Here is an 18,031-nt window from a genome sequence, read left to right on the forward strand (position 1 = left end):
CTGACGTACAATTATTAATAAAAGACACCTATGTAAACATTCATTTAATTGAAATGAGATTTTTTAACGAAAAAAAGCCCTTCTGAGAATACTCAGAAGGGCTTTTATATATCTTAAAAGAAATAAAACTATGCTTTAACAGCAGTAGCTTCAGTAGCTTTCTTTCTGATTTCTTTTTTAGAAGTATCAAATACCACTGGAGCAGCGATAAAGATAGATGAGTAAGTACCCACCATGATACCAACAAATAATGAGAATGAGAATCCTCTTAATGCTTCACCACCAAATACTAATAATACAAAGATTACTAATAATGTAGTAAACGAAGTAATAATTGTACGGTTTAATGTACCATTAATTGCTTTGTTGATAACGTTAATTAATTGATCTCCATCTTTAGAATTTTCTTCTTCTTCACGAACACGGTCAAATACAACCACTGTATCGTTAATAGAATAACCAATTACTGTTAAGATTGCTGCAATAAATACTTGGTCTAATTCAAAACCAGCACCTAATAAGTTTGCAATACCAAAAGCACCAAATACAATTAATGTATCGTGAACTAATGCTGCAATTGCACCAATACCAAAGTTAGCTCTACGGAAACGTACCCAGATATAAGCAAAGATTCCTAATAAAGAGAACAATACTGCTTCTTCTGCACCATCTGTAATATCATCTGCAATAGTAGCACCTACTTTAGATGTAGAAGGAATAACAAAAGTACCAGCATCTACTTTTTGTTTATCAGAGAATTTATCTCCAGTAAACTTCTCGATACCTTTTACTACAATTTGTTGCACTTTAGTATCTGCCTCAGTAGACTCGTCGTCTACAAGGTATGCTGTAGTAATTTTTAAAGTTTGATCGTTACCGTAAGTTTTAACTTCAACAGATTTACCATCAAAATCCTTCACTAAAGAAGCTTGTAATTTTGAAGGTACAATCGCTTCGTCGAAGCTTACAATATAACTACGCCCACCAGTAAAGTCTACACCTAAGTTTAAACCATTAATTGATAAAGAAGCAAGACCTGCAATAATAACAACTACAGAAGCAGCGTAAGCAATCTTACGTTTACCCATGAAGTCGTAATTAGATTGTCCAGCTAATTTCTTAGATAAACCTGTTTCGAAGCTTAATTTAGTTTCCTCGCCATACTTGTTAGTGAAGTAAGAAACAATTAAACGAGAAATAAATACTGCTGAGAAGAATGAACAAACAATACCAATCATTAATGTTACTGCAAAACCTTTAATTGGTCCCATTCCGAATACATATAAGAATGCACCCGTTAATAAAGTAGTAACGTTGGCATCAAAAATTGTCCAGAATGCACGGTCATAACCATTATTAATTGCTTGTAATAACGACCTACCTGCCCTTTGTTCTTCACGAATACGTTCGAAGATAAGTACGTTGGCATCAATCGACATACCAATTGTAAGTACAATACCTGCAATACCTGGTAACGTTAATGCTGCACCAAGCTCTGCTAAAATACCTACAATAAAGAAGATGTTTGATAATAAAGCAACGTTTGCAATAATACCACCTTTAGCATAGTAAACGATCATAAATACGATTACTAAGCTTAAACCTAATAATACTGAATTAAGACCTTCGCTTTGCGCAACTTTACCTAATGATGGTCCAACTACTACTTCCTCGATAATACGAGTTGGAGCAGGTAATTTACCAGCCTTAAGAACGTTTGCTAAATCTTTTGCTTCGTTGATATCAAAAGAACCCGTAATTTCAGAACGACCACCGTCAATTTCAGAATTTACAGTTGGAGCAGTATATACTTCATTATCTAAAGCAATAGCAATACGACGACCTAAATTTTGGCCAGTCATTTTCTTCCATTTCTTAGCACCTTCAACATTCATTGACATTGAAACTGCAGGTTGAGCTCTTTGATCAAAAGTTTGGATTGCATCTGTAATAACATCACCACCAAGTTTTGCTTCACGATCTTTCTTCACTGGGAATAATTCGTAGAAGCTCTTACCGTTTTGTTCAGCAAGTGGTTTGTGAGCCCAGATAAATTTCATATCAGAAGGGATAACATCCATAACTTCTGTATCACGTAGCATTTTGTTTACTGCTGCTGTATCATCATCAGAGTAAACTAAACCACCTTGCATTTTAGCTAAAAGAGGAGAAACTGAAGTTTCGTCAACTTTTGCAGAATCTGCAGCAGCAGTTGTAGAGTCACCTTCGAATAATGAATTTTCAGATGCTTCTTTTTTAGGAGCGTCAGCTTTAGCTACTTCTCCTGATAATTTCTTACGAGCTTCTTCTTGTTTTACCCAAGCTTGGTTCATTTGGAAAATGTAAGGCTGTGCCTCTTGGTTTGTCCAAACTTCTAAGAACTCTAATTTTGCAACACCTTGTACTAAATTACGAACACGCTCTGGGTTATCAACACCAGGAAGTTCGATAGAAATACGGTTAGTACCTTGAAGACGTTGAATGTTTGGTTGTGTAACACCAAATTTATCAATACGAGTACGGATAATTTCAAATGCTCTATCTACAGCACCATCCACTTCAGACTCTACTAATTTTTTAACTTTATCGTTTGGAGAATTAAAAGAAATTCTTCCTTTGTTAGATGAAGTAGCAAAATAAGTTGCAAAAGGAACGTTTGGAGCGTTCTCTTCTAATGCACTAAAGAAATTGTCTGTAAAAGACTCTCTATTTTCTTTTTCTGCAGCAGATGCAGCAGCAATTGACTTTTCAAAAGCAGGATCTACATTAGAACCAGCCATAGCTTTAATCACTTCGATTGGAGAAACCTCCAATGTTACTGACATACCACCTTGAAGGTCAAGACCTAATGCTAATTCTTTGTTTTTTACCTCTTCGTATGTGTAAGAAGTGAAGCCTAAATCATAAACTGGTAATTTCCATACCGAATCAATGTAAGCTTGTTTTTTAAAATAGTCTACATGACCTTTCGAATCCATTGCATACTCATCTGCACTGTTCTGAACTGAACGAGATACAACTGTGAATGATAGGTCGAATAAACTGAATAGCGTCACTGTGATCGCAATAAACAGTACAAAACCTCTGTTTCTCATAATTGTAAAAAAATACTATATAATAGCTGAAATGATTAATTGAATATATATACACACAAGAATTAGAATAGCCAAGTCGTTACTTGCCTACAAATTCTGTAAAAAGTGTCTATTAAATGATAGGAGTACCCTTAATTAGGTTTAATTAAGGTGCATTTGGTGCGGCGTACAAGCCAAACACACAAGATTTGTGTGCTGAAGTTGGAGCATCTTGTTGATGTCCATTAGGTTTGATGTTATCGTTAGGCTTTAAGATCAATCTAAAGTTTTCTGTTGGAGGTAACGTTTTTATAAAAACATTACACCATTGGATACTTTCTGTACTCTGTGGCAAAGCATTCGATTGTTCTTTTAAAACATCGAAAGTTGCTTTCTGAGTATTACCTTGATCTGAGTCGTCTTCTGATGCAGAAGCTACTGTAGTGATAACAGTTGCATCCATAGTCACAGCATACACCGTCTCAGCAAATAATGCTGAAAGGATAACTATTGCCATCATAAATGGAAATAATTTGAATGATATGTACTTATTTTCTTGCATAGATTCTTACTATTAAAGCAAAAATAAGAATCATTTAGAAATAATCACAATGTAGGGTGGTGTTTTTCACTAAAAAAAACACAATTGTAACTTTAAAAAGTTATGGGACATGATAACTAAGTGTCAAAGCAATAATTTACTATTGCTTTTGCACTAATTTTCAACAGAAAGTAACTATTCTCTAATCAAAATAGTAGCATCTCCTACTACTTGTGGTTTCTGTTCTCTGTTATTTAATCGTCTTGCCATATATTCTACATTTGAAGTAATGTATTCTGACATCTCTTTTACTGATATCTTATTATCGTTGTTTGTATCAGCAGCACCTTGTAACCCCTTTAAATAGAAATAGGTAAATAAACCATGGTTCTGATCATTATACCAAGAAGCAACTTGCTCTGATTGAGAGGCTGACATAATTACAGCTAATTCATCGTTCATTACTTTATTTTCTGTCTTAATAAAAACAGGCGAGATACTTTTAAGTAACATTCCTCCATCAGAAGAACCACTGAAACACGCATCTATAACTACATTTAATGATTTATAAGGAACCTCTCCTAAGTTTTTATAAAATGTAGTTAAAGAGTAACCGTTAAACTGAATTAAAGATGGGTCTGTATCTACCGGAACAAAGAAACCCTCTTTGGATTCTGGGTTTGGAGCTCCATGACCACTATAAAACACAAATACATCAGACTTATTTGGTTTTACATAATTGTATAATTTCCCTTTAGCATTACCCTTAATGCCAAAAATGGCATTAAAGTCTGCCTGTGTAGCGTTTTCTTTATAAATGATATTCCCTTCTCTAAAACCAAATGTTTCAATAAGGTATTTCTTCATAATTTTAGCATCATGAACAGCATATTTTACCTCTGGCACATCTGGATTTCTGTAAGCTTTGTTACCAATAATTACAGCAACTGCATCTTCATTTACTTTATTTGATTTAGGAATATTAATGTCAACATCACTAGAATATACTTCAACAACTTCTTCTACAGGAACTTCTTTCTTTACCAATAGAACTTCCTCTTTAGGTGTTTCTTTCTCAGGTGCTTGTTTAATTACAGGTATCACTACAGCCTTCGGTACATCTAAATACTTTCCTGCTGCAAGATTTGCTGTTGCAGTTTGCATCAAAGGTTTAATTATTTTTTCAAATGCTTGCTCTATTTGCTTCTTCTTATCTGTAGAATAATTAGGAGTAGATTTTGACACTTGTGTAGCCAACAATCTTCTTTCAGAAACATCAAAAACATTTACAGTAATTTCTACAAAAGACCCGTTATAAGAAGTCTTTGTTTTAGCAGCAATTTGAGTATATAATTTTAATCCGTTTTGAGAGATTATTTCATTCTGAACTTCATCATTTGCTTTATAGCACCCTCCAGAAGAATACAATTGTTCTATTATAGCAGATGAATTTACAACACTATATCTATTTTTTTTGTACACATTCTCTACGGCACTAATACTTATTTTATTATCATATATCTGATATGCATTGCAAATGGTTCCTCCTTTAGCAACCTTAGGCATTACCACAATTTTTTTCTGAGCAAAAGTAGAAATTGAAAAAAGTAGACTTAGTATTAAAAATATTGTTGTTCTCATGAGTGTTCTATAAGTTGAAAAGCAAAAATAACTATCTTCTAGTATAATTACATGATGTACTTTACTTTGATTCAAAACAAAAACTATTTTTTAATGTTTTAACTCCTAAAGTATGACAAACGAAATAGGTTTTGTGCCTTTATTAAATAAATACTCATGAAAAGTTATCTGGTTGGACTATTAAGTATTTTTATTTTAACGATTAGTTGTAACAACGAAACGGAAGAATATCCCTCACCTTCGTATAATTCTACTACTACGGCAACAGTTATTAATGAAAACATTCCTACTCGTTCTTTAAAGATTTTAGCTTTGGGAGATTCCTATACAATTGGAGCTAGTGTACAGAAAAAAGACCGGTGGAATGAACAGCTAAAAGTACAATTAGAAGCAAAAGGATATTCTATTGGAGAAGTAACCTACATTGCTCAAACAGGGTGGACAACAAAAAGCCTTTTAAACGCAATCGACACTCAAAAAAACACACTTTTAACTAATTACGACCTTGTTACTTTATTGATTGGCGTAAATAATCAGTACCAAAGAATTAATTTTGATGTCTTTTTAGAAGAATACCCTCAACTACTAGATATTGCGATCAAGTACGGTAATAACAATACTGATAATGTAATAGTACTTAGCATACCAGATTACGGAGCAACTTACTCAGCACCATCACCAAGTATTTCCACAGAAATAGATAAGTATAATTCTTCTAAAGCAAGCCTTACTTATTCTAAAGGAGTTCGCTTTTTTAATATTACAAGTATTTCTAAAATGGCACAACAAGATCGTACATTAATAGCCTCAGATGGTCTTCATCCTTCTGCAAAGATGTATAAGTATTGGGTGAGTGATATTATAGATGATGTTTTTAATCAGTTGCTTGAACCATAAGAAACACAAGCTATTTAGATTGGTAGTTTCTATTAATATTTAGGATAAAGTCTTGTAATTTAGAAGCAAAATTCTTCCAAGACATTTCCTTTTTCAGCTCAATAATTTTTAATTTATACTGCTTGATATCATTATTAAAAAAAGTATCAATACCTCTCTTTAAATGATCTACAGTTGCAGAAGGAACAATTTCTCCTGTCTCTCCATTAATTATAAGTTCTTTTAAACCGCCTACATCAGTAGCAATTAATGGTACCTCAAAATGCAACGCAATTGATGTAATTCCACTTTGAGTAGCCGACTTATAAGGTAACACACAAACATCTGCAGCAGAAAAGTAATCGCCTACTTCTTGATCTGAAATGTACTGATTGAATATATGAATACGTTCTTTATTTCTATTTTCTTCAATAAGCTTAGTATAACTATCAAAAGAGCCATAAACTTCTCCAGCAATAAGTAATTGATACGAATCGTCGAGTTGATCAAATGTTTTGATAAGAATATCTAGCCCTTTGTAATCTCTTATAAACCCAAAGAATAATAATGTCTTTTTACCCGTTTCTACTCCTATTTTTAACTGTGCTTCTTGTTGGTTTTGTGGATCACCAAAATGATTATATAATGGATGAGCTTTTAATAGGCTAGGCTTTATCGGTTCATAACTTCTTAAGTCTTTTTCAACAACATCGCTCATTGTTACAAAACAATGGTGCTGATTTAAGTAGTACTTTGTAAAAGGTTTATCAAAAAAACGACCTTCATGAGGAATTACATTATGTAAAATACTTAAAGTAATGCAGTCGTTTTTCAGTAATTTAGCTACCGTCCCCATAGATGGTCCAAAAAAAGACATCCAAAATTGAGTAATTAAAACATCAGGTTTAAATGCTTTTATTTTTTTGGCAGTAGTATAATAAGTTATCGGATTAATTGAGTCCAGAACCTCTTCAGATTCTACGCTTTCAACATTATCCTCTTCTGTAATATATTGTGACTTTCCTGGAAACAAAAAATCAGGGTATTGTCTAGAAAATGTAAATGCCTTTACAACATGACCTTCATTTTCTAAAGCTTTTAAAAGTGCAGCCCCATAAGTGGCAATTCCACCTCTTAATGGATAAAAGGTAGAAAGTATGGCAATCTTCATAATCTATTCGTTAAAGCAATTATTGATTGTATTCAACTCTCACTCTAAATTCTTCGTTTACAACCCCAATTTTCTTCGCTACTTGCTCAGAAATTTTAATAATAACGCCATCAGCAATGCTTTGATCTGGTAAAGCTGCCACCACTCTAACAATTGCTTCTTTATCGTTATTTGGATTGATCACTTTTATATAAGAACCTACTGTTTCTTTTCTATGTAATGCCATTAGCTTACTTGTATTATTAGGCAAATCGACAATAATGCCATTTCCTCTCTCTACTTTCTGCATAGGAATATCATAATCTTCTGCTTCTTGAACGGTTAAATCTGCATAAGATTTTGATTGTACTTTATTTGCAGTTTCATCTACTTTATTTACTTCTCCTGTAATACTCACTACAATTTGCTGATTTTCTACAAGCATCTGATCTGGTAAAAATCCATTCCAAACAGCCAAACTATCTACAGGCACTTGATATATATAAGCTACCTGACGAAGTGTTTCGCCATCTTGTGCAGAATAATAAATCGCTTCTTTGATCACCAAATTTTGAGCTGGAGTAATCTTTATTGCTGGTATTACTTCTGTAGCAGGAACATTGTAAGGGTCTTCTTCAACTTCCCCTTTCTGTGGAATTGTAAGTACCTGACCAATCTTAATTACATTATTTTGAATGTTATTTGCGTCAACAATTTCTGTAACAGACACATTGTATTTTCTAGATATTGAAAATAATGTTTCTTGATCTTGTACCTCGTGAGATACCGTAGTTTGTGCGTGTGTAGCTACAATTGGAAGAATGAAAAAATAGAGAAAAAAAAGTAATACTCTCATGTTGTATGTTTCCTATTGATATTTATGCTAGGGGAACTGCATTCCAAATTTCTTTATCCTTAATATAGAGAAGCATATTTTCTGCTACAAAAAAACTATCCATAATCTGAGCTTTTACGTCCACATCCATAGTATCTTCATAGATTACCTCTCCGGATAAATTACAAATTAGCAGTTTTCTACGAAGTTCCCCACTACTATTTTCTAAGAATACAAAAATAATTTTATCATTACTCTCTAAATAATGTATATCACTCTCTTCTACCAAGAATTTTTTTGATGATAAAAACTCGGTTAATGTTGTATTATGTGATACACCTTTAGGATAAACAATAGGTAAAATAAAGTTTTCGGCACTTACTAAATCTATTGGATCTTCTTGATTATCTTCAATAATTGCAGCTTCTAAAATATCCAGCTTAATCAAGTTACTAACTTTAGGAATACTACTTTCTGCATCAAAACGAGAGAAGTACAAAAAGCCATCTTTTACTCCTGCCATAGAAACCCACCAAGAATCGTCTAATTGTAGACCTTCCCACAATACTTTTCCTGTTACAACATTCAAAGCTGCAAAACTTACTTCTTTTCTTTCGCCATCGCGCATCTCCAATAAAATTACCTTTAAAGAAGCTGAATACATAACACGCCAAATCAATCCGTGTGCATTAAAAGAATAGTTTAATTGAAGTTTATCCATATCTCGTTTTCTGTATTTTGATAGGTCCAAAGATCAATATTTATAATTGACTACACAAAAATATTTAAGAAAATGAGAGCAATTTTAGAGCTTATCAAGAAGTTAAATAAGTAAGAATTTCAATTCTCTTTTTGATGTATCATGATTTAAAATATATTCCAAAGTTTCATTTATCTAAAAGCCGAAGAATCCCATCATTTAATGAAGAAATACGTATCTTTATAAGATAATCGAGAAAAAACAAAACCGATTAAGACAAATAGAGTTTTATAATAAACAGCATAAATTACTCGAATAGCATGAAACAATTCGTTCACTATATACTCCTTGGATTATTACTATTTAGTAGTCTAAACACTCTTGCAGAAGATAAAGACCCCATCGTTTTCGAATTTGCATTACGTGCCGAAATTGATCCTAGAACATCTCGATTAGTAGAAAATGCTCTTAACGAGGCAACAGAATTAAATGCAGATTATGTAATTATTGATCTAGATACTTACGGAGGTGCTGTAAATGATGCCGATAAAATCCGTCAGTTAATCTTAGATTATCCAAAACCAATTTTTGCATTCATAAATAAAAATGCTGCCAGTGCTGGTGCGTTAATATCTATTGCTTGTGATTCTATTTATATGGAATCTGGTTCTAATATTGGTGCTGCAACTGTAGTTATGGGTGGTTCTGGAGAAAAAGCTCCCGATAAATACCAATCTTACATGCGTTCAATGATGCGTTCTACTGCCGAAGCAAACGGAAGAGATCCTCAAATTGCAGAAGCGATGGTAGATCAAGATTTAGTAGTTGAGGGTATTTCTGAAGAAGGTGCTGTAATTACTTTTACGACTACTGAAGCTATTAAATATGAATTTTGTGAAGCAGAAGTGACAGGAGTAAAAGAAATCTTAGAAAGAAATAATATCACTTCTTATGAACTCAAAAAATATACACCTCCAACAACAGAATCTATTATTGCATTGTTTTTAAACCCTGCCATTAGTAGTATTCTAATATTGATAATTTTAGGTGGAATCTATTTTGAGCTTCAATCTCCTGGAATTGGATTTCCTATTGCAGCAGCAATAATTGCAGCGGTTTTATACTTAGTACCTTATTACCTTAGCGGGATGGCTGCTAATTGGGAATTGATAATCATTGCCGCCGGACTTCTTTTAATAATGTTAGAAGTTTTTGTAGTTCCTGGCTTTGGCGTTACCGGAATTTCCGGAATTGTCAGTTTAATTTTAGGGTTAACATTAGTAATGCTAGATAATGAGTATTTTGATTTCACGTTTGTATCTACAGAAAGTATTGCTACCTCTTTAATTAGCGTTACTTCTGCTATTTTTATTGGTGGAGGAGGAATTTTCTTGTTCGGTCATAAGTTATTGGATAGCCCAATTTTTAATAAAATTGCATTAGAAGATACACTCGATAGTTCTGCAGATTTCTTGGTAACTTCTTATATCGGTTTAACAGGACTTGCTTATACAGTTTTAAGACCAGCAGGGAAAGTTAAAATTGATGATCAAGTATATGATGCAACAACAGAAGGTGATTTTATCTCTAAAGGAACACCTATTGAGGTAGTTGAACAAAGTGGCTCAACTTTAAAAGTGAGAACATTAAGCTAAAAATCATCTATTAAAACATATAAAAAGGTCTAAAACGTGTTTAAACTACTACGTTTTAGACCTTTTGCTTTATTTAAAGAATAATGATTATAAAATTAAATATAATCACATTTTCACTGCTACAATTAGCAAGAACAACATGAGTTTTTAGGTTTAGCCTCTACATCCTGTCCCTCTATATTACAATTAATTGCTGTTTTAAGTTCTTGAAAAGCTTCTTGAATTGTAGACAATGGAGATGCAGTATTCAACCTCATAAATGAAGAATGATTATCTCCAAACCAATTTCCTGGAGTTAATGCAAGGTTTGCTCTATTAAAAACTAAATGATTCAGAGCATCATCAGAAAGTTTTAAACCACTAAAATCTAACCATATTTGATAGGTTCCTTCTGGTTTAAATAACTTTACTTCTGGTAATTCTTTTGAAAGAAAACTCTCAATCCAACAATTTGTTTTTTCTAGATAACCTAGTAATTCATTCAACCATTCTTCTCCTTTTGTATATGCTGCAATAGTTGCATATGCAGATAATGCATTTCCATGATCTAAATACATTCCTCCAATAACTCCCTTTAATTGCGTTCGCATTTCTTCATTAGAAATATATAAATAACCATTAGAAATACTATGCATTCCAAAAGTCTTTGCTGGTGATCCTATCACTGCAACATGTTTATGTAATGTATCTACAGAGACTATACTATTAAACTTTGATGTAGAAAAAATTATATCGGAATGTATTTCATCACTAATAATTGTGACGTTATATTGATTTGCCAATAACGTTAATTTTGTCATTTCTTCTTTACTCCAAACTCTACCAACCGGATTGTGTGGATTACAAAGAATCATCAGCTTTACGTTCCCTTGTTTAAACTTTAATTCTAGATCTTTAAAATCAATAGAATAAACACCATCAACTATTTTCAAAGGATTTTCTATAACTTCTCTTTTAGCTGACTTTATTACTTTAAAAAATTGATGATATACAGGAGTTTGAACAACTACTCCCTCACCCTCTTTAGATAGTTCTCTAATTAATAATGAGATTCCTGTTAATACACCTGGAACTTGTAAAAAAGCATCTGTATTTAAATCAAGTTGGTGTCTTTTAAAATTCCAATTTTTAATGGCTTTAAAAACATCTTTTTCAATAAATTCATAGCTATAAATACCTCTTTCAACAATACGGTTTAGCTCTTCTGTAATTGGTTCAGCTACTTTAAAATCCATATCTGCAATCCATAGAGGTGTTGCTTCTGTATTCCCAAACATAGATTGCAAAAAATTTGGATTACTTTTAGCAAAATTGTTTTTTACCTCGTGCTTAATATCTAATAAACTCATCTCTTTTTTTGTTTTTATATTGTCTAATTATGCTTATTTCAAAGTTTTTAGCTTTGAAATATAAAACACAACTTGTTGTTTTCTTTTAAAATCAACCTATAGACGTCAAACAAAAAAAAAGACGCAAAAATTTAGTTAGTCACAATTATCATCACACTTTTTAGGTTTACATTCTAAGATTTCTCCATACTTATCTGTAGTAATATTACAGCATTTATCATAGGTTGCTCTTAACATTTGTCTTCCTCTTTGAACCCGAGATTTTGCACCTGAATAAGATATTTGTAGCCTCTTCGCTAATTCTTTCTGAGGCATATTTTCTATATCTGAAAGTATCAGCGCTTCTCTATATTTAGGAGGTAAAGTACCTATCATAGGATGCATGTATTCTATTACTTCTGACTTTAAATCTTCTTCTTCAAATTCCTTTTCCTGGAAAAAGTCGTCAGATGGTATTTCAAACTTGTTTTGCCTAAAGTGAGATACTATTTCATTTCTTGTTATCTGATAAATCCACGAGACTAATTTGTCTTTATCTTTTAATGTATCAATTTTAGAAAACACCTTTAAAAAAACTTCCTGAACTATATCCTTAGATAACTCTTCATCTTTAGTTTTTCCTTTTACGAAGTTTACCAAACGGTCATTCATCTGATTCCAAACCGATATTAATTCTGTTTCCATAATTCTTCAATTTATTACTAAATACGTATATCCGTCACATAAGTAATGAAGATGTAATATATTTATTTTCAAGAGCATTAAAATAGCACAAGAAAATCTCAGAAAAAAAATAAGGGAGACCACATTAAATATTTTACTATCTAAATATGATTCCCTTATACTCTCTATTCGTCAACAAAAATTATTACTCTTATCTTTATTGGAATACTACTCCAAGTTTTTTTAATTCTTCTTTTAAATTCGTTGTCTTTTTCACATGTACAACCTTAAAACCTAATATTTCAGCTGCTTGAACATTCGTTAAATTATCATCTATAAACACGGACTGCTTCGGTTTTAAATTATATCGATCTGTCAGAATAGTATAAATTTCCACATCAGGTTTACAGATTTTTTCTTCTCCCGATACCACTACTCCTTTAAAATATTTAAAGAAGGAAAAACGGTTATATAGTATTGGAAGAGTTTCAGATGACCAGTTTGTAAGACCATACAACTTATAATTTTCTTTCAGGTTGTCTAAAAGTGAGCTATTTTCAGGGATATCACTTTTAATCATTTCATCCCAATTGGTGTGAAATAATTTAATTTCTTTGGTGAATTCTGGAAACTTCAGAATTAGATCATTTACCCCACTTTCAAAAGGATATCCTTTATCTAAATCTTGATTCCAAGTAGTAGTACAAACGTTCTCTAAAAAGAATTGTAATTCCTTTTTATCTGTAAACTTATCGTCAAAAAGATACAATGGGTTCCAATCAATAAGAACTCCTCCAAAATCGAAGACTATATTTTTTATTTCCATGCACTTTATTGTTTAATGATAATACAAAAGTACAGGATAGGTATGCCCTTTAATTGTATATTTTAAACACTTTTCATTTTACACAAAAAAATACTGCATCTTAAAATTGGTACTTGACGTAAAAAGAATTTGACTGTTCTAAGACAAAAGAAATATTAAGAGTAAAATTAGATTAGTTATGTTTTTAGTAACGTAGTTTGCATCTCCCTTTAAATTGATTGACCTAAAAATTATCAAATGAAAAACTATTTATTCATCACCATATTAACAATCGGCCTTATTAGTTGTACATCTGAAAAAGCATTATTAAAAAATAGTGAACTTTCTACTGCTTCAATCGAAATAAAAGGTGAAAAAGCATATGTAAATGGTATTCTAGGAAAAACATTTTATAAACGTCTTCAAAAAGCGTTAAAGGAAAACCCTCAGATTAACACATTAATTTTACAACAAATACCTGGTTCTATTAATGACGATTGGAACGTAAAATCCTGCCTTCTGATTTATAAACAAGGAATTAATACAGAATTATTAGAAAATTCTGTTGTTGAATCTGGAGGAGCAGATCTCTTTGTTTCTGGGAAAAGATTAATAATTGTGGAAGGTGCTAAAATTGGAGTTCATTCTTGGGCCGGTTCAGAAAAAGCAGCAATCGAATATCCTAAAGACCATGATGAGCATAAGATTTTTTTAGATTTATATACAACTGTAAAGATTGACACTTCTTTTTATTGGTATACTTTAAAAGCCGCTCCTGCAGAAGATATACATTATATGACAAGTGGTGAAATAAGTAAATATCTAGGCAGTAAAATCAAATAGTAATAAATTTTATTAAACTTAATTTCTCTAAAACCTAACTAATATGGAAATAACCTCTTACCCTGTAAACCATTATCCAGACTTAATAGAACGTCTATGGATTATTGATAACAAAGCAGAAGATACTGATTTAATCACACCCCCAAGTCAGTATGTAAATATAATTATCCCATTAAATCAATCAACTTATACATACAATGGAGAAATAAAAAACTCTCCACAAATTGAAGGGTTAAGTTTACAATCATCTTGTATTCATTATCCAAAAGGAAGTAGGTTTATAGGAGCTCGATTATATCCACATGGCTTACACTCATTTTTAGATATCCGAGGGGAAGAAATCATGAATAAAAGTATAGACTTCTATCCCCCATTAGATGTTTCTATTTTTAATAAGAGTAATTCTGATGTAGAACGATTGAACACTATCTACGATCAATTAAAAAAGATGTTCATTCAAAAAAATTATGATGAGGCTAATTTAGTACGTGATTATTATCAATATTTCAGAAAAACAGAATCTATGATTTCTATAGATGAGTATTGTAAGGAACATAACACAAATTATACTTCTCTAAATAGGCTATTTTCTAAAATTATTGGTTTATCTCCTAAACGATTTGAACGCTTAATAAAATTTAGAAGATCGTTATGTGATTTGATTGATAGTGAAGAAAGTCTAACCAATATCGCAACAGATTCTGGTTATTTTGATCAAGCACATTTTATAAGAGAGTTTAAATATTTTCTAAACAGAACCCCGTCTGCTTATCAGAATCTAATAAAAGCTGCAGATAAAGAAACGAATATTATTAATTACAATTTCAGACTTTTATAAAGTGCTTAAAACATACAATTTATAGATAAGCAGGCATTGTACTTTTGTCTTAGAATCTAATAAAAAAAGTAAAGACATGAAGATTGAACACATAGCAATTTGGGTACGTGACATTGAAAAAATGAAAGACTTTTATACTAAGTACTTTGGGATGAAAAGTAATGATTTGTATGTAAATCAAAAAAAACAATTCAGCTCCTACTTCTTATCTTTTGATGATTCGTCATCTAGAATTGAACTAATGACAAGAGCAGATATTATTGAGTTAGAAGGTAGTCATAGTATAGGTTTTGGTTACACTCACATTTCTATATCTGTTGGTAATCGTGAAAATGTTCATGTTTTAACCGAACGTTTAAGAACCGATGGCTTTACAATTTTTGGAGAACCTCGTGTAACAGGCGATGGCTATTACGAAAGTGTAATTGAAGATCCTGAAGGAAATCATATTGAAATTGCAGAATAAATAACCTTTTAAGTAAAACGCTATTTCCAAAGAATAATTCTTAATTTTAAATCTAGAAGTAGCATATTTATTTACGAACAATTTTAGTTATGAACACATTTAAACTTTTAGCGATTTTAGCATTTTTATCTACAGCTTGTAGTCAAAATCAAGAAAATGATAAGGACAATAAGAAACAACAACTTGTTGGTGCATGGAGTACTGCTGATATTAATAATGAAGTAGAAAGTGCAACTACTTTTGCTATAAAAGAATTAGGAACTTCTTCTCCACTCAAAGATATAATTAGTGCTAAGAAGCAAGTTGTTAGTGGAATGAATTATGAAGTTGTTTTTAAATTACAAAACAATGAAATATGGTCTGTAAAAGTATATAAAGATCTTTCTGGCAATTACACTCTTCTTAGCAAATCTTTAAATAAATAAGTTGTAAACATTTGAACTTCTATCTTTTAATTCTCAACTATTTTGAATGATGATAATTAGAAAGTTATCAACATGCATTTTTTACTACCATAGGAGCTATTTTAAACAGTAAACCATAAAAAATGCCCACTATTTTTATGGTCTGTTTATTATTCTTTAGCAAAGAATAGAACTAATACTCCTACTATTTACTAGATAAGTAGTCGATCTTATACTTATTCACATTCGTGTTAATCTCTATACCTAAAGAGGTTAACATAAAGTTCTCTATTGTATTCACCTTCTTTATAAGAATCTATTGATACATATTACTAATAAATCATTAGACAAATTTCAGATCAAAAAGGTTGGCGATTGGAATTCGCAAGAATTATTAAAAGAATAGTAGTGTAATCGGTTACTTCTTCTAACTTTATATAGAGTACACTTTCAAACTTTTACTCAAAAAAAAATTATATTCTGAAATCGCTTCGCAAATAAACTGTAAGCAACTAGTAAAAAATCTATGAATAGTAAAATAACTCCTGTTTTATCCTTCTTATTAATGGGGCAATTTTTTGTTGGTTGTACTCCACAATCAACCCCAGTTACTGAAGACACTTCTAGTACAAAAATACAAAAGATGAAAATGTCTACAGAAATACCTGATGGCATTGAAAGTCCGAATGTAATTAAATCTAAAACATTAGGTGATTTATCTTTTTATGATGGTGTTCCATTACCTAATACAGTAGATAAAGTGTATGATTATCTCGATCTAATAAATGCTATTGATGCCTACACAAAAGGTATTCAGTTGGCATCTATGGAAGCTATGAAACAAGGTATATTATCTTTTGGTCCTGCTAATCAAACAGCATTGCTTTTTGAAGATTTAATGGATTCTAAGGCACTGTTTCTAACAGCGAATACTACTTCTGTATATATGATGTCGTGGTTAGAACTTGGTGACGAACCTATAGTTATTGAAACTCCTCCTGATGTTTTAGGAATTATAGATGATCATTATTTTAAATATGTTGCAGATTTTGGACGTCTAGGTCCAGATAAATCAAAAGGTGGTAAATTTTTAATCTTACCTCCTAATTATAAAGGAAAAGTACCGAAAGGATACTTTGTAAAACAAGCTAATACATATGGTCATTGGGTTATTTGGAGAGGTTTTCAAAAAAATGGAAGTCCACTACCTGCTATCCAAGACACCAAAAAAACGTATAAGGTATACCCATTATCTCAAAAGGATAATCCTCCTGCAATGAACTTTGTAAATGTTTCTGGAAAAGAATTCAATACAATTCATAAAATGGACGAAAGAATTTATGATGAAATTGATGCAGTGATTCAGGCTGAACCTACTTTTGGAGAAAATCCTGAAATTTTAGGTTCATTAGCAGCTATTGGTATTGAAAAGGGTAAAAAGTTTGCTCCAGACAATAGAATGAAAGAAATTTTGAAAGAAGCGGCTAAAGTTGGTAGTGCTATTGTTCGTACCGAGATGGCGAAACCAAGAAGTAAGTATTTATTCAAATTTCCTAATACACAATGGCTAAATCCGTTGGCCTATAAGAGTTATTTATTTGAACATAATGGGGCTAGATTATTAGATGCTAGAAGTGCTTTTCATTTTTATGCAACAGGAATTACTCCTGCAATGTCTATGAAAATTGTTGGTAAAGGCTCTCAATACTCTATTGCTTATTCTGATAAAGATGGAAATACTTTTGACGGTAGCAAAACCTATAAATTCCATGTACCAGCTAATCCTCCAATGAAAGATTTCTGGTCGTTTACTATTTATGACAACCAATCTAGATCTATGTTACAAACAGATCAAAGATTCCCTGGGATAGATAGTAACCAAAAAGGATTAGTACAAAACAAAGACGGATCTTGGGACATTTTTATTGGTCCTAAAGCACCTAAAGGTTTTGAGAAAAACTGGATTCAGACAAATCCTTCTAAAGGATGGAATACAATATTTAGACTTTACGGCCCTTTAGAACCGTGGTTCGAAAATAAGTGGTATCCTTCTGATGCAGTTTTAGTAAAATAGACTACATATATACTTATTATACAAAAGGCATATTGATGAAGAAATTCAATCAATATGCCTTTTTCAATTTATCCTTATAAATACACTACCCAAAATTGTATTTGATACTTTTAAGTA

The 18,031-nt window shown here is 31.6% G+C and carries 16 protein-coding genes; 7 read left to right on the plus strand and 9 right to left on the minus strand.

What is annotated here, in order from left to right; translation table 11 throughout:
- Window positions 1–128 precede the first annotated feature (128 nt).
- From secDF to EI427_RS12025, 3 genes are all read right to left on the minus strand, one after another.
- A complete protein-coding gene (gene secDF / locus EI427_RS12015) occupies window positions 129–3,095 on the minus strand; it encodes a protein translocase subunit SecDF (protein ID WP_126614936.1) in 2,967 nt (988 codons plus the stop codon).
- A 145-nt stretch (window positions 3,096–3,240) separates the two neighbouring features.
- Window positions 3,241–3,636 (minus strand): hypothetical protein, encoded by a 396-nt coding sequence (locus EI427_RS12020; protein ID WP_126614938.1) that lies wholly within the window; start codon window positions 3,634–3,636, stop codon window positions 3,241–3,243.
- A gap of 174 nt (window positions 3,637–3,810) precedes the next feature.
- Window positions 3,811–5,256: a caspase family protein gene (locus EI427_RS12025; protein WP_126614940.1), complete on the minus strand. Its 1,446-nt coding sequence runs from the start codon at window positions 5,254–5,256 to the stop codon at window positions 3,811–3,813.
- Window positions 5,257–5,412: 156 nt separating this feature from the next.
- Between EI427_RS12025 and EI427_RS12030 the strand changes: the two genes are divergently transcribed.
- Window positions 5,413–6,153 (plus strand): SGNH/GDSL hydrolase family protein, encoded by a 741-nt coding sequence (locus tag EI427_RS12030; protein ID WP_126614942.1) that lies wholly within the window; start codon window positions 5,413–5,415, stop codon window positions 6,151–6,153.
- A gap of 10 nt (window positions 6,154–6,163) precedes the next feature.
- On the opposite strand, the gene EI427_RS12035 is transcribed toward EI427_RS12030, so the two are convergent.
- The 3 genes from EI427_RS12035 to EI427_RS12045 are packed head-to-tail and all read right to left on the minus strand — an operon-like array spanning window position 6,164 to window position 8,838.
- On the minus strand, window positions 6,164–7,303 hold the full coding sequence (locus EI427_RS12035; RefSeq protein WP_126614944.1) for a glycosyltransferase: 1,140 nt from the start codon (window positions 7,301–7,303) through the stop codon (window positions 6,164–6,166).
- A gap of 19 nt (window positions 7,304–7,322) precedes the next feature.
- Entirely contained in the window at window positions 7,323–8,138 is an 816-nt protein-coding gene (locus EI427_RS12040) for a LysM peptidoglycan-binding domain-containing protein (RefSeq protein WP_126614946.1), read from the minus strand.
- 22 nt (window positions 8,139–8,160) lie between these two features.
- The gene (locus EI427_RS12045; RefSeq protein ID WP_126614948.1) at window positions 8,161–8,838 is read right to left on the minus strand and encodes a DUF4905 domain-containing protein; all 678 of its coding nucleotides are present in this window, start codon (window positions 8,836–8,838) and stop codon (window positions 8,161–8,163) included.
- A gap of 299 nt (window positions 8,839–9,137) precedes the next feature.
- On the opposite strand from EI427_RS12045, the gene EI427_RS12050 reads away from it, so the two are divergent.
- Window positions 9,138–10,472, plus strand: a complete 1,335-nt coding sequence (locus tag EI427_RS12050) for an NfeD family protein (protein ID WP_126614950.1) — start codon at window positions 9,138–9,140, stop codon at window positions 10,470–10,472.
- 125 nt (window positions 10,473–10,597) lie between these two features.
- On the opposite strand, the gene EI427_RS12055 is transcribed toward EI427_RS12050, so the two are convergent.
- The 3 genes from EI427_RS12055 to EI427_RS12065 form a co-directional block, all read right to left on the minus strand.
- Window positions 10,598–11,821, minus strand: coding sequence for a MalY/PatB family protein (locus tag EI427_RS12055; protein WP_126614952.1), 1,224 nt, complete (start codon window positions 11,819–11,821; stop codon window positions 10,598–10,600).
- Window positions 11,822–11,956: 135 nt separating this feature from the next.
- Complete coding sequence (locus tag EI427_RS12060; protein ID WP_126614954.1) at window positions 11,957–12,505, minus strand: sigma-70 family RNA polymerase sigma factor; 549 nt, start codon at window positions 12,503–12,505, stop codon at window positions 11,957–11,959.
- Between the two features lie 196 nt (window positions 12,506–12,701).
- Window positions 12,702–13,310 carry an HAD family hydrolase gene (locus EI427_RS12065; protein ID WP_126614956.1) on the minus strand — a complete coding sequence of 203 codons (609 nt, stop codon included), beginning with the start codon at window positions 13,308–13,310 and terminating at the stop codon, window positions 12,702–12,704.
- 237 nt (window positions 13,311–13,547) lie between these two features.
- Between EI427_RS12065 and EI427_RS12070 the strand changes: the two genes are divergently transcribed.
- The 5 genes from EI427_RS12070 (at window position 13,548) to EI427_RS12090 (ending at window position 17,914) form a co-directional block, all read left to right on the plus strand.
- Window positions 13,548–14,132, plus strand: a complete 585-nt coding sequence (locus EI427_RS12070) for a hypothetical protein (RefSeq protein ID WP_126614958.1) — start codon at window positions 13,548–13,550, stop codon at window positions 14,130–14,132.
- Between the two features lie 43 nt (window positions 14,133–14,175).
- A complete protein-coding gene (locus EI427_RS12075) occupies window positions 14,176–14,970 on the plus strand; it encodes a helix-turn-helix transcriptional regulator (protein ID WP_126614960.1) in 795 nt (264 codons plus the stop codon).
- Between the two features lie 76 nt (window positions 14,971–15,046).
- A complete protein-coding gene (locus EI427_RS12080; protein ID WP_126614962.1) occupies window positions 15,047–15,436 on the plus strand; it encodes a VOC family protein in 390 nt (129 codons plus the stop codon).
- 89 nt (window positions 15,437–15,525) lie between these two features.
- Window positions 15,526–15,861 carry a cystatin domain-containing protein gene (locus tag EI427_RS12085; protein WP_126614965.1) on the plus strand — a complete coding sequence of 112 codons (336 nt, stop codon included), beginning with the start codon at window positions 15,526–15,528 and terminating at the stop codon, window positions 15,859–15,861.
- Window positions 15,862–16,366: 505 nt separating this feature from the next.
- On the plus strand, window positions 16,367–17,914 hold the full coding sequence (locus EI427_RS12090) for a DUF1254 domain-containing protein (RefSeq protein WP_205727854.1): 1,548 nt from the start codon (window positions 16,367–16,369) through the stop codon (window positions 17,912–17,914).
- Window positions 17,915–18,031 lie beyond the last annotated feature (117 nt).

Origin of the sequence: Flammeovirga pectinis, assembly GCF_003970675.1 — a bacterium.
Classification (GTDB): Bacteria; Bacteroidota; Bacteroidia; order Cytophagales; family Flammeovirgaceae; genus Flammeovirga; species Flammeovirga pectinis.